At 74.7% G+C, this 13,727-nt stretch carries 7 protein-coding genes; 5 read left to right on the top strand and 2 right to left on the bottom strand.

The annotated features are described in order from the left end of the window. Positions 1-87: 87 nt before the first annotated feature. Positions 88-2,937 (bottom strand): lysylphosphatidylglycerol synthase domain-containing protein, encoded by a 2,850-nt coding sequence (locus ACFYZ4_RS21190; RefSeq protein WP_390784554.1) that lies wholly within the window; start codon positions 2,935-2,937, stop codon positions 88-90. A 167-nt stretch (positions 2,938-3,104) separates the two neighbouring features. Between ACFYZ4_RS21190 and ACFYZ4_RS21185 the strand changes: the two genes are divergently transcribed. The 5 genes from ACFYZ4_RS21185 to nudC all read left to right on the top strand — a co-directional run bounded on the left by ACFYZ4_RS21185 (position 3,105) and on the right by nudC (position 13,308). Continuing rightward, positions 3,105-3,464 (top strand): MGMT family protein, encoded by a 360-nt coding sequence (locus ACFYZ4_RS21185; RefSeq protein ID WP_351295270.1) that lies wholly within the window; start codon positions 3,105-3,107, stop codon positions 3,462-3,464. Positions 3,465-3,635: 171 nt separating this feature from the next. Then, a complete protein-coding gene (locus ACFYZ4_RS21180; protein WP_390784553.1) occupies positions 3,636-6,983 on the top strand; it encodes an ATP-dependent helicase in 3,348 nt (1,115 codons plus the stop codon). Positions 6,984-7,027: 44 nt separating this feature from the next. Beyond that, entirely contained in the window at positions 7,028-10,891 is a 3,864-nt protein-coding gene (locus ACFYZ4_RS21175) for a UvrD-helicase domain-containing protein (RefSeq protein WP_390784552.1), read from the top strand. A gap of 10 nt (positions 10,892-10,901) precedes the next feature. Next, on the top strand, positions 10,902-12,308 hold the full coding sequence (locus tag ACFYZ4_RS21170; protein WP_390784551.1) for a dipeptidase: 1,407 nt from the start codon (positions 10,902-10,904) through the stop codon (positions 12,306-12,308). A 43-nt stretch (positions 12,309-12,351) separates the two neighbouring features. Then, a complete protein-coding gene (nudC, locus tag ACFYZ4_RS21165; RefSeq protein ID WP_390784550.1) occupies positions 12,352-13,308 on the top strand; it encodes an NAD(+) diphosphatase in 957 nt (318 codons plus the stop codon). Between the two features lie 105 nt (positions 13,309-13,413). Here nudC and ACFYZ4_RS21160 read toward each other — a convergent pair whose 3' ends face one another. Continuing rightward, complete coding sequence (locus ACFYZ4_RS21160) at positions 13,414-13,674, bottom strand: mycoredoxin (RefSeq protein WP_031151539.1); 261 nt, start codon at positions 13,672-13,674, stop codon at positions 13,414-13,416. Between the last annotated feature and the right edge of the window lie 53 nt (positions 13,675-13,727).

Genomic DNA, 13,727 nt, shown 5'->3' with positions numbered 1-13,727 from the left:
CCCATCCCAGACCCCGCGCCCCAAACGCCGGCGGGGCTGGAAAATCCAGCCCCGCCGGCGTTTGAGGCGATCTTTCAGCCCGGCCGGCTAGATGGCCTCTTTGCGGGTCAGGAAGTTGAACGAGATCCAGCCCGGCAGCACGGGCAACCAGAAGGTCATCAGGCGGAACAACAGCACCGCCGAGATCGCGACCTCCTTCTCCAGCCCCGCCGCGATCAGGCCCAGCGTCAGCGTGGTCTCCACCGCGCCCATGCCGCCCGGCGTCGGCGCCGCCGAACCCAGTGCGTTGCCCGCCAGGAAGACCACCGCGATGCTCGCGTAGCTGATGGCCTCGCCGCCCCCGAACGCGCGGATCGACGCGTCCAGGCACATCACGAAGCAGCCCGTCAGCAGCAGCATCCCGCCGATGCCCGTCACCAGTTTCTTCGGCCGCTGCAACACGTCCAGCATGCGCGGCACCACACCCGCGAACAGCGCCCGTACCCGCGTCACGACGAACTTCCGCATGAACGGGACCGCCGTCACCACCAGCACCAGCACCGCCACCGTCAGCAGCCCCGCGATGACCGCCCGGGACGGGGTCATCTCGGGGGTCTTCTCGGTCCCGGTCAGGTAGCCGAAGGACAGCAGCAGCAGGATGTGGCTGGCCAGCCCGAAGAGCTGCGAGGCGCCCACGCTCGCGACCGCGAGCCCGGGCCGGACCCCCGCCCGCTGCAGGAAGCGGGTGTTCAGCGCGACGCCGCCGACCGCCGCCGGAGCCACCAGCTTCACGAACGAGCCGGCCACCTGCGCGATCACCGTCCGCAGGAAGGGCACCCGCTCCGGTACGAAGCCCAGCAGGCTCATCGCCGCCGCGAAGTACGTCAGCGCCGAGAAGGCGAGGGCCGCACCGACCCAGCCCCACTGCGCGTCGCCGACGATGGTCGCGAAGTCCACGTGGGCGAGCTGCGTGAGCAGGTAGTACGCACCGAACGCGCCCGCGATGAACGACACGAGCGTGCGCGGCCGGATCCGCTCCAGCCGGGCCGGTTCCACCGGCGCCTGCGGGCGGATCAGCAGCACCTGCTGGCGGATCTGGCTCAGCAGATCCTCCTCGCGGGCCCCGTCCAGCGCGTCGTCCAGGGCCTTCTTCTCGGCCTTCCGCTCGGCGGCCGCCGAGGTCGAGGCGGGCGTGGCGGCCGGGCCGGCCGCGGCCGCGGACTCCGCCTCGCGCGCCGCCTTCGCCGCCCGCGAGGACTCCAGTACGGCCTCCCGCTGCCGCTCCGCCCGCTCCCGGGCCAGCTTGCGCAGCGTCGCCCGGGTGGAACGGCTCAGCGCGATCGGCTGGAGCAGCGGCAGGCAGTCCGCCACCGCGTCCGGGCCGAGCACCGACACCGCCGAGGCCACCGCCCGCTCCGCGCCGACCCGCAGGCCGAGCGTGGTGAGCATCTGGGCGATGTCCATCCGGAGCACCAGATCGCCCGCGGCGATCTCGCCGCCCCGCAGGTCGGTGAGGATGACGTTGCCGGAACGATCCACCACCAGGGCGTCCCCGGTCAGGCGCCGGTGCGCGATCCGCCGCGACTGGAGGGCCCGTACCTGCTCCCACGCGTTGGTGATCAGCTCGTCGGTGATCTCCTCGTCGGGGACGGAGTCCATGCTCCGGCCGCCCAGGTGCTCGTACACGAGCATCACGGCGTCCGGGCCGAGCTCCGAGGTGGCGATCAGCTTCTGCGCGTTGGCCCCGGCCGCGATGGCCGCGTACGCGAGGAGCGCCTCCTGCTCCAGTGCCTGGCGCAGCGACAGCAGGCTGCGTCCCGTGGTGATGCCGCGCAGCGTGAGCCGGCGCCAGACCCGGTAGAAGAAGCCCTGGGCCTGCTGCTCGCGGTCGACGACGGTCACGTCGAGCGGCGGGCCGTCCTCCAGGGTGACGTGGTAGCGCCGGCCGCGGTCGCCCACCTCGGACGCCTCGGGGCCCTCGGGCATCTCGGCGCGCATCGCGCTGACCGGCTGGAAGCCGACCCTGCGCAGTCCGGCGAGGAGGTTCTGCCCGGTGGGGCGCACGTTGGGCGAGCCGACGGCGTACAGGGTGCCGTAGGCGACGCTCCAGCCGATCAGCACGGTGAGGATGATCGAGAAGGGGGTGGTGTACCCGTTGACCAGCATCGTGAGGGCGTTGAGCAGCAGGACCACCCACAGCGCCACGCGCCAGTGGGGTCTGCGGGTCATGCCGACGGCGGTCATGTACGCGATGACGGGCGCGAGGTAGCCGTGCACCGGGTCGGTCAGGGCCCCGCCGCCCGCCGAGCGGGTCAGGGCGTCCTGGATGGTGTCGGGGGCGGCCTGGGAGACCCACAGGTCGGTGGCGAGGGTGACGCCGTGCGCGAGGACGGCGGCGAGCACGCCGTCGGCGATGCGCAGCCCGTCGCGTTTGATCAGCCGCTCGATGGCGAAGGCGACGGGCAGCAGCAGCACCGCGATGCTGGACACCAGCGCCGCGACCTTGATCAGCAGGTCCGGGGCCTGGCCGGTGCCCTTGTTGATGTCCTCCTCGAGACCGACCGTGGTGCCGTGGGCGAAGGCGGCGATGGCGAGCAGGACGGCGATGCCGAGGACGCCGACGAGGAGGCGTACGAGGTCGGACGGCCGGTGCACGCGGGCGGCGAGCAGCGGCTCGTCGACCTCGACGCGGTCGGCGGCCGTGGGGGCGTGGCCGTGCGGCCCCTCCGCGTCGCCGTCGTCGCCGTCGTCGTCCGTACCGCCGCCTTCGACGGTGCCGGGGGCACCCTCGGCGCGCGGGGTCTTCGACGGGATCTCCGGCGTGGCCTTCGGCACGGTCTCCGGCGGGGTCTCCGGTGTGGCCTCCGGGAAGGTCGCCGGAACGGGGTCGGGGCGGGAGGCGGCGCCGTCGTCTGGGCGCGCGCCGTCGTCCGACGCCGCGCCGTTCGGAGGGCTCACACCCTGCTCCTTCGTCGTCACATCCGTCTCTTCTTGATCACGTATCACCAGTCACCGCCCGGAAGATGGTGGCACGGACCGACGGGCCAGCGGGGCATCAGGGTGCGCGCCGGTCCGGAACCCCGACTTCCGCCGGCAGGACTCCGGCGTACTGCACCATGTGCTGAATGAGTGAGGAGCTTCCCGCGTACGCGGAGCACGTGCTTGAGGTGGCCGAGCGTATTCCGCCCGGCCGGGTGATGACATACGGGGACGTCGCCGAATGGCTCGGCGAGGGAGGTCCGCGCCAAGTCGGGCGCGTCATGGCCCTGTACGGGGGAGCCGTGCCCTGGTGGCGCGTGGTGCGGGCGGACGGCGTACCCCTGCCCGGTCACGAGCTGCGCGCCCTGGAGCACTACCGGGCGGAGGCCACCCCGCTGCGTCTGACGGCGGGTGGCGAGCCGCGGCTGGACATGCGACGGGCGCGCTGGGACGGGGTCCCCGGAGACCCCGGACGGGACGGCACACGCGACGAGGCTCACACCTGACAGCTTCGGCCATGCGCGGCCCGGACGGGCGATCGGGCGACGGTGCGAACGTCCGTCCGGGGTACCCGGGGGGACTGCGCGGCGTCGGCCGGTTGCCGTAGCGTTGCCCCTTCGGCTTCTCCGCGAGCCGTCACGGCACCACCCGCAGACCCACCAGGACCGGCACCCCACGTGATCACCTCTTCCTCCGAAAGCCACCGCGCCGAGCGGCGGCGTACGCGGACCCCCGACGCGTACCGCCTCGTGCGCACCGGGCCGGAACGGGTGGATCCCCCTGTGCTGGACGCAGCGCAACGGGCGGTGGTTGACCACACCGGCGGACCACTCCTGGTCCTCGCCGGGCCGGGCACCGGGAAGACGACCACGCTGGTCGAGGCGGTGACCGCCCGGGCGGAGGCGGGGGCGGACCCCGCCCGCATCCTCATCCTCACCTTCAGCCGCAAGGCGGCGGTGGAACTGCGCGACAGGGCCGCCCTGCGGCTGGGCGGTGCGCGGGCTCCGCAGGCCACCACCTTCCACTCCTTCTGCTACGGGCTGGTCCGCGCCCACCAGGACACCGACCTCTTCGCCGACCCGCTGCGGCTGCTGTCCGGCCCGGAGCAGGACGTGATGGTCCGCACCCTGCTGGAAGGCCAGCGCCGGATCCGCTCCATCCGCTGGCCCGACGACCTGCGGGCGGCGCTGACCACGCGCGGCTTCGCCGACGAGGTCCGCGCGGTGCTCGCCCGCGCCCGCGAACTGGGCCTCGGCCCGCAGGCCCTCTCCTCCTTCGCCGACCGCATCGGCCGCCCCGACTGGAAGGCGGCGGCGGCCTTCCTCTCCGAGTACCTGGACGTCCTCGACCTCCAGGGCACGCTGGACTACGCGGAACTCCTCCACCGCGCGGTCCTCCTGGCGGAGGGCACCCCCGCCCTGGCCTCCGCCTACGACGCGATCTTCGTGGACGAGTACCAGGACACGGACGCCTCGCAGCTGCGGCTGCTGCGGGCCCTGACCGGCCGGGGCGGCACGCTGGTCGCCTTCGGCGACCCCGACCAGTCGATCTACGCCTTCCGCGGCGCGGACATCAACAACATCCTCGACTTCGAGTCCGCCTTCCCGGGCGCGCGGGTCAAGGCCCTGACCGTCGGCCGCCGCTCCGGCGCGGCCCTGCTGACGGCGACCCGTCTGCTCACCACCCGGATGCCGGTCCCGCGGCTGCCGGCCGCGGCGGTACGCGCCCACCGGGCTCTCGCACCCGTTCGGGAGGGCGGCCGGGTGGAGGTCTTCACGTACCCGACGGCCGGCGCCGAGCTGGACAACATCGCGGACATCCTGCGCCGGGCCCACCTGGCGGACGGCGTCCCGTGGCAGGACATGGCCGTCCTCGTCCGCGCCGGCGGCCGCACCCTCCCGGCGATGCGCCGCGCCCTGATCGCGGCCGGCGTCCCCACCGAGACCGACGGCACGGACACCCCCCTCCGCCACGAACCCGCCATCACCCCCCTCCTGACCGCCCTCCGCCTGACCGCCACGGCCGCCGAACCGGAGGCCGCGGACCCCACCGACGCGGCCACGGCCGCCGCCGCGGACGAGGCCGGACCGGAGCCCGAGATGGCCGCCCCCGGCGCCGCCGAACCGGGGCCGGGCCCCGACACCGCCGACCCCGCCGGAGGCGTGGAGGCGGCCATTGCGCTGCTCACCTCCCCCCTCGGCGGCATGGACGCCGCCGACCTGCGGCGGCTCGGCCGGGCCCTGCGGGACGAGGAGCGCGCCGCCGGCGTCAAGGTGCCCGCACCCTCCGACGTGCTGCTCGCGCGCGCCCTCGCCGAGCCGGAGCGGCTCACCGCGCACGACCCCGTCTACGCCCGCGGAGCGCAGCGCCTCGGCCTGCTCCTGCGCAAGGCCCGCGAGCTGCTCCAGGGCGGCGGCACCGCCGAAGAGGCCCTGTGGATCCTCTGGGACGGCACCCCCTGGCCCCAGCGGCTGGAGCGCAACGCCCGCCGCGGCGGCGCCGCCGGCCGCAACGCCGACCGCGACCTCGACGCCGTCTGCGCCCTCTTCGACACCGCCGCCCGCGCCGAGGAACGCACCGGCGGCCGCGGCGCGCTCAACTTCCTCGAACAACTGGAGGCAGAGGACATCGCCGCCGACACGTTGACGGCCCGCGCCACCCGCTCCGAAGCCGTCCGCCTGATGACCGCCCACCGTTCCAAGGGCCTGGAGTGGTCCCTCGTTGTCGTCGCCGGCGTCCAGGAGGGCCTGTGGCCCGACCTCCGCCGCCGCGGCTCCCTCCTGGAGGCCGACCGCATCGGCCGCGACGGCCTCGCCGAGCCCCTCACCCCCGGCGCCCTCCTCGCCGAGGAGCGCCGGCTCTTCTACGTCGCCGCCACCCGCGCCCGCGACCGCCTCGTCGTCACCGCCGTCAAGGCCCCCGCCGACGACGGCGACCAGCCCTCCCGCTTCCTCACCGAGCTCGGGGTCACCCCCAAGGACGTCACCGGCCGCCCCCGCCGCCCCCTCGCCGTGCCCGCGCTCGTCGCCGAGCTGCGCGCCACCACCGTCGACCCCGACGCCTCGCCCGCCCTGCGCGACGCCGCCGCCCGCCGCCTCGCCCGCCTCGCCGCGCTCACCGACGACGACGACCGCCCGCTGGTCCCCGCCGCGCACCCGCAGCGCTGGTGGGGGCTGTACGAGCCCACCCGCAGCAGCGTCCCGCTCCGCGACCGGGACCGGCCCGTCGCCCTGTCCGGCAGCGCCCTGGAGCAGCTCGCCAACACCTGCTCCCTCCAGTGGTTCCTGGGCCGCGAGGTCAAGGCCGACACCCCCTCCACCGCCGCCCAGGGCTTCGGCAACGTCGTCCACGTCCTCGCCGACGAGGTCGCCTCCGGCCGCACCCCCGCCGACCTGGCCGTCCTCATGGAACGCCTCGACTCGGTGTGGGACGCCCTCGCCTTCGACGCGCCCTGGAAGTCCCGCCAGGAGAAGGACAACGCCCGCGCCGCCCTGGAGCGCTTCCTGCGCTGGCACACCACCGACCGCGGGGGCCGGGCGGCCGTGGCCACGGAGCACGAGTTCGACGTCACACTCGAAGCCGGTGAGGTCGCCGTCCGCATCCGGGGTTCCATGGACCGGGTCGAATCGGACCCGCAGGGGCGTGCGTACGTCGTCGACTTCAAGACCGGCAAGTCCGCGCCCACCCGCGACGAGGTCGCCCGCCACCCCCAGCTCGCCGTCTACCAGCTCGCCGTCCGCGAGGGCGCCGTCGACGAGGTCTTCGACGGCCTGCGCCCCGCCCCCGGCGGCGCCGAGCTCGTCCAGCTCCGCCAGGGCGCGGCCCAGCGCGACGGCGGCGACACCGTCCCCAGGATCCAGGCCCAGCAGCCCCTCGACGGGGAGTGGGTCGGCGACCTGCTGGCGACCGCCGCCGGCCGGGTGCTGGACGAGCGGTTCGCGCCCGCCACCGGCAAGCACTGCGACCACTGCTCCTTCCGCAACGCGTGCAGCGCCCGCCCCGAGGGCCGCCAGACCGTCGAGTGAGCGGGACGGTCGGGGCTGTCGGTGGGGGCGGCTAGCCTTTTTACGTGTCCGCGCGTGCGTCCGTCCTCTCCGATCCCGAGCAGCTCAAAGAGCTCCTCGGGATCCCCTTCACGCCCGAACAGATGGCCTGCGTCACCGCCCCGCCCGCCCCACAGGTCATCGTCGCCGGCGCCGGCTCCGGCAAGACCACCGTCATGGCCGCCCGCGTGGTCTGGCTGGTGGGCACCGGAGCGGTCGCACCCGAGCAGGTCCTCGGCCTGACCTTCACCAACAAGGCCGCCGGCGAGCTGTCCGAGCGCGTACGGAAGGCCCTCGCGCGGGCCGGCATCACCGACCCGGACCCTTCCCCGGCCGGGGCGGACGCCGACGCGGCCGGCGGCGAGCCGCGCATCTCCACGTACCACGCCTTCGCCGGCCAGCTCCTGAAGGACCACGGCCTGCGCATCGGCCTGGAGCCCAGCTCCCGCCTCCTCGCCGACGCCACCCGCTTCCAGCTCGCCGCGAAGGTGCTGCGCGAGGCCCCCGGCCCGTACCCCTCGCTCACCAAGTCCGTCCCCGACCTGGTCGGCGACCTCCTCGCGCTCGACGCCGAGCTCTCCGAGCACCTGGTCGAGCCGGAGCGGCTGCGCGCCCACGACACCGCACTGCTGGACGTGCTCGCCGGCACGAAGCTCACCAACGAGGACCTGCGCAAGGTCCCCGAGGCCGTGCGCGGCCGCCTCGAACTGCTGGAGCTCGTCGTCCGCTACCGCGCCGCCAAGCGCGCCCGCGACCTCTTCGACTTCAGTGACCAGATAGCCCTCTCCGCGCAGCTCGCCACCACCCGCCCCGAGGTCGGCGCGCTGCTGCGCGAGGAGTTCAGGGTCGTGCTGCTGGACGAGTACCAGGACACCTCGGTCGCCCAGCGGCTCCTGCTCTCCGGGCTCTTCGGCGCGGGCTCCGGCCACGCCGTGACCGCCGTCGGCGACCCCTGCCAGGCCATCTACGGCTGGCGCGGTGCCTCCGTGGCCAACCTCGACGACTTCCCCGAGCACTTCCCGCACGCCGACGGGAGCCCCGCCGCCCGGCTCTCCCTCAGCGAGAACCGGCGCAGCGGCGGCCGGCTCCTCGACCTGGCCAACGGGCTCGCCGCCCCGCTGCGCGCCCTGCACGAGGGCGTGGAGGCGCTGCGCCCCGGCCCGGGGGCCGAGGGCGCGGGGCAGGTCCGCTGCGCCCTGCTGGAGACCCACGCCCAGGAGCTCGACTGGCTCGCCGACTCCGTCGCCCACCTGGTCCGCACGGGCACGGAGCCGCGCGAGATCGCCGTCCTGTGCCGCTCGGCCGGGGACTTCGCGCGGATCCAGGCCGTCCTGGTGGACCGGGACGTCCCGGTGGAGGTCGTCGGCCTCTCCGGACTGCTGCACCTCCCCGAGGTCGCGGACCTCGTCGCGGTCTGCGAGGTCCTCCAGGACCCGGGCGCCAACGCCTCCCTCGTCCGGCTCCTCATCGGCCCGCGCTGGCGGATCGGCGCGCGCGACCTGGCCCTGCTGGGCCGCCGGGCCCGGCTCATGGTGGGCCGTGCGCCGGCCGGGGCGGACCCGGACGAACGGCTCGCGGCGGCCGTGGAGGGCGTGGACCCGGCGGAGATCGTGTCGCTGGCCGACGCGTTGGAGACCTTCCTCGACGGCGCCGGACAGGCCCCGGACGACCTCCCCTTCTCGGCGGAGGCCCGGGTCCGCTTCGCGCACCTCGCGCAGGAACTGCGCGACCTGCGCCGCTCCCTGGCGGACCCCCTTATGGACGTCCTGCACCGCGTGCTGTCCGCGACCGGCCTGGAGGTGGAGCTGTCCGCCTCCCCGCACGCGCTGGCGGCCCGCCGCCGCGAGACGCTGTCGAACTTCATGGACGTCGCGGCCGGTTTCGCCGCGCTCGACGGCGAGGCCTCGCTGCTGGCCTTCCTGGCGTTCCTGCGCACGGCCGCCCAGTACGAGAAGGGCCTGGACCACGCCCTGCCGGGCGGGGAGAACACCGTCAAGGTGCTGACCGCCCACAAGTCGAAGGGCCTGGAGTGGGACGTGGTCGTCGTCCCGGACCTGTGCGCGGGCTCCTTCCCGAAGGAGAAGGCGCCGGAGGCCTGGACCTCGTACGCGAAGGTGCTCCCGTACGCGCTGCGCGGCGACGCCCCCACCCTGCCGGGGGACCCGGAGTGGACCTCGGCCGGCCTGAAGTCCTTCAAGGCGGCCCTGAAATCCCACAAGGAGACGGAAGAGCTCCGCCTCGGCTACGTCACCTTCACCCGCCCCCGCTCCCTCCTGCTGGCCTCGGGCCACTGGTGGGGCCCGACCCAGAAGAAGCGCCGCGGCCCCTCGGCCTTCCTCCGGGCCCTCTACGACCACTGCGCGGCGGGCTTCGGCGAGATCGATGCCTGGGCGGACGAGCCGGAGCCGGCCGCCGAGAACCCGTCCCTCGCCGACGACTCCACCCCGGACCACTCCTGGCCCCTCCCGCTCGACCCGCACTCCCTCACCCTGCGCCGTGCGGCGGCGGCCCTGGTGGAGTCCTACCTGGCGACCCCGCCCCCGCCGGAGGACGAGTCCTACCTCTGGCCCCCGGACTGCGAGGAGCCGTGGCCGGCCGAAGACCCCTGGGAACCCCCCCTCGCCGAAGACCCCTGGCCGACCGAGCCCCTGCCCGCCCCCTGGCCGGATCCCGCCGGCGCGCCCGCGCCCGGCGCGGCCGTCCCGACCCCGGACGGGGGCCCGGGTGCGGCGGAGCCCCGCCTCGGCCCCTGGCCGGAGGCCGCAGGCCGCGTGCCCGGGCCACGGGCGGCAGGTCCGACCCCCGGCGGGGTCCGGGGCGGCGCCCCGGTTTCGGGAAGGGGCGGGATGGGGGAGGACTCCGCCCCCGAAGCCCCCGCCGCGCCGCTCGACGACGAGCTCTGGCCGGAGGCCGAAGCCTGGTCCGCGCCCGGCGGCGCAGCCGCGCCCGCGGACCCGGCCCGGCCCACCGGCCCGCTCGACGACGACCTTTGGCCGGAGGCGGCCCACTGGGCCGTCGCCGAGGGCCCGGGCGGAGCCCGCCGCACGGCGGAGCCGCGCACCGGTACCGCCGCCCCGGAGGGCGACGACCCCTGGGCCGGCGAGGCCTGGGCCGGCGCGGCCCGACCCGGCGCGGCCCGACCCGGCGGCGGCGCGGCCCGACTCGCGCCGGAGGACGCGCGCGCCATCGCCTCCTGGGACCGCGACCTCGACGCCCTTGAGGGCGAGCTCCGCCGCGCCCGCGCCGCCGTCCGCGACGTCGAGCTGCCCGCCGCCCTCTCCGCGAGCCAGCTGCTCCGGCTCGCCGCCGACGAGCAGGGCTTCGTACGCGACCTCGCCCGCCCCATGCCCAAGCCCCCGCAGCCCGCGGCCCGCCAGGGCACCCGCTTCCACGCCTGGGTCGAGTCCCGCTTCGACGAGCTCCCGCTGCCCTTCCTCGACGTCCTCGACCCCGTCGCCGACCTCCCCGGCGCCGGCTCCGACCAGGAGATCGCCGACGAGGCCGACCTCGACTCCCTCAAGGCCGCCTTCGAGCGCAGCCCGTACGCGGACCGGCCGCCCCACCGCATGGAGGCCCCGGTCCAGCTCACCCTCGCCGGCCGCGTCATCCGCGGCCGGATCGACGCCGTCTACCGGAACGACGACGGCTCGTACGAGATCGTCGACTGGAAGACCGGCCGCACCACCGAGGCCGACCCCCTCCAGCTCGCCGTCTACCGCCTGGCCTGGTCCGAAGCCACGAACACCCCGCTCGACCAGGTCACCGCAGCCTTCCTGCACGTCCGCAGCGGCCGCGTGATCCGCCCCCGCAACCTCCCCGACCGGGCCCGCCTTGAGCGGATCCTCCAAGGCAAATCGGACACCGGCGGTGACCATCAGGCGGACGGCTAGGCTCGTGGGCATGAGCGACACCCCGCCGGACAACGTCGTCCGCACGTACATCGACACCCACCGCGCCGCCTTCCTCGACGACCTCGCCGAGTGGCTCCGCATTCCCTCCGTCTCGGCCCAGCCCGAGCACGCGGGTGACGTACGCCGCAGCGCCGAATGGCTGGCGTCGAAGCTCAAGGAGACCGGCTTCCCGGTGGCCGAGGTCTGGGAGACCCCCGGCGCCCCCGCCGTCTTCGCGCACTGGCCGAGCGAGGACCCGCAGGCCCCCACCGTCCTGGTGTACGGGCACCACGACGTGCAGCCCGCCGCCCTCGCCGACGGCTGGCACACCGACCCCTTCGAGCCGGTGGTCCGCGACGGCCGCATGTACGGGCGCGGCGCCGCCGACGACAAGGGTCAGGTGTTCTTCCACACCCTCGGGGTGCGCGCGCACCTCGCGGCCACCGGCGCCGCCGCCCCCGCCGTGAACCTCAAGCTGATCGTCGAGGGCGAGGAGGAGTCCGGCTCCATCCACTTCCGCGAGCTCGTCGAGGCCCGCGCCGCCGAACTCGCCGCCGACGTCGTGATCGTCTCCGACACCGGCATGTGGTCCGAGACCACGCCCACCGTCTGCACCGGCATGCGCGGCGTCGCCGACTGCGAGATCGACTTCCACGGCCCGGACCAGGACATCCACTCCGGCGCCTTCGGCGGGGCCGTGCCCAATCCGGCCGCCGTCGCCGCCCGCCTGGTCGCCGCCCTGCACGACGACGACGGGCGCGTGACGATCCCCGGCTTCTACGACGGCATCGCCGAGCTCACCGAGGCGGAGCGCGCGCTCATCGCCGAGCTGCCCTTCGACGAGCCCGAGTGGCTCCGTACGGCCAGGTCCCACGCGGCCTCAGGCGAGGCCGGCTACTCCACCCTGGAGCGGGTCTGGGCCCGCCCGACGGCCGAGGTCAACGGCATCGGCGGCGGCTATCAGGGCCCCGGCGGCAAGACCATCGTGCCCGCCTCCGCCCACCTGAAGCTGTCGTTCCGCCTGGTTTCCGGCCAAGACCCGTACGTGGTCGAGGCCGCCGTCAGGGACTGGGTCGCGGCCCGGATCCCGGACGGGATCCGGCACGCCATCACCTTCGGCGCCCCGACCCGGCCGTGCCTGACCCCGCTCGACCACCCGGCCCTGCAGTCCGTCGTACGGGCCATGGGCCGCGCCTTCGGCCAGAAGATCCGCTTCACCCGTGAGGGCGGCTCCGGACCCGCCGCGGACCTCCAGGACGTCCTGGACGTGCCCGTCCTCTTCCTCGGCATCTCGGTGCCGTCCGACGGCTGGCACTCGCCGAACGAGAAGGTCGAACTGGATCTGCTCCTCAAGGGCGTCGAGACGACCGCCTACCTCTGGGGAGACCTGGCCGCCACCCACCGCGCAACCGCCTGACACCCGACGCACGCACGCCTGCCTTGTCCCACCACCGGGGGAGTTGGAAGTACCTGTGAGCACCCATATCGAGAGCCCTCTCGCCGAGCGCCCTCTCTCGCTCGCGGCGCCCAGCGGAATCGACCGCGCCGCGCACCACCGTCTCGACGAGGCGTGGCTCGCCGCCGCCTGGAGCCACCCCACGACCCGCGTCTTCGTCGTCTCCGGCGGCCAGGTCCTGATCGACGACACCCCCGACGGGGGCACCGGCATCGTGATGACCCCGGCCTTCGAGGCCCCGGTCACCGAGACCCACCGGTACTTCCTGGGCACCGACGAGGACGGCGTACGGTACTTCGCGCTGCAGAAGGACGCGCTGCCCGGCCGCATGGACCAGTCGGCCCGCCCGGCCGGCCTGCGCGAGGCCGGGCTGCTGCTCTCCCCGCGCGACGCCGGGCTGATGGTGCACGCCGTCGCGCTGGAGAACTGGCAGCGGATGCACCGCTTCTGCTCCCGCTGCGGCGAGCGCACGGTGGTCGCGGCCGCCGGGCACATCCGCCGCTGCCCGGGCTGCGGCGCCGAGCACTACCCGCGCACCGACCCGGCCGTGATCATGCTGGTCACCGACGAGCACGACCGCGCGCTGCTGGGCCGCCAGGTGCACTGGCCGGAGGGCCGCTTCTCGACGCTCGCCGGGTTCGTGGAGCCGGGCGAGTCGATCGAGCAGTCCGTCGTGCGCGAGGTGTGGGAGGAGGCGGGCGTCCGGGTCGGCGAGGTCGAGTACGTGGCCAGCCAGCCGTGGCCCTTCCCGTACAGCCTGATGCTGGGCTTCACGGCCCGCGCCACCACTTCCGAGATCACCGTGGACGGCGAGGAGATCCAGGAGGCCCGCTGGTTCTCCCGCGAGGAGCTGCGCGCGGCGTTCGAGACGGGCGAGGTGCTGCCCCCGTCGGGGATCTCCATCGCCGCCCGGCTGGTCGAGCTCTGGTACGGCGAGCCGCTGCCGAAGATGGCGGCGTAACGTTCGTCACAGCAGAAGGCCCCCGCCTCGGCGGGGGCCTTTCTGGTGCGCGCGAGCACGCGCGGGTGCCGCGAATGCTCACAGGTGCTCGTGGGTGAGGCTGCCTCAGACGGCGAGGGCCTGCTTGACCTGGGCCAGGCTCGGGTTCGTCATGACGGACTCGTTGCCGGCGGAGGACTTCACGAGCACGGTGGGAACCGTCTGGTTGCCGCCGTTGGCCTTCTCCACGAACGCGGCGGACTCCGGGTCGAGCTCGATGTTGATCTCGTTGTACGCGATGCCTTCCCGGTCCAGCTGGGTCTTCAGCCGACGGCAGTAGCCGCACCAGGTCGTGCTGTACATCGTGACGGTGCCCGTGTCCTGCATGCTGCGCTCTCCTTCGTGAGGGCTCGGTGGTCCGAGTACTCGAACGTACGGGA

Origin of the sequence: Streptomyces sp. NPDC001513 (assembly GCF_042894695.1) — a bacterium.
In the GTDB taxonomy this organism is placed as follows: domain Bacteria; phylum Actinomycetota; class Actinomycetes; order Streptomycetales; family Streptomycetaceae; genus Streptomyces.
Note: the sequence above shows the minus strand (reverse complement) of the source record. Positions and strands in the feature narration are given on the sequence as shown.

Coding starts and splice junctions, on each gene's coding strand:
- ACFYZ4_RS21170 (WP_390784551.1), top strand. CDS start 10,902: ATGAGCGACACCCCGCCGGACAACGTCGTCCGCACGTACATCGACACC.
- ACFYZ4_RS21185 (WP_351295270.1), top strand. CDS start 3,105: ATGAGTGAGGAGCTTCCCGCGTACGCGGAGCACGTGCTTGAGGTGGCC.
- ACFYZ4_RS21160 (WP_031151539.1), bottom strand. CDS start 13,674: ATGCAGGACACGGGCACCGTCACGATGTACAGCACGACCTGGTGCGGC.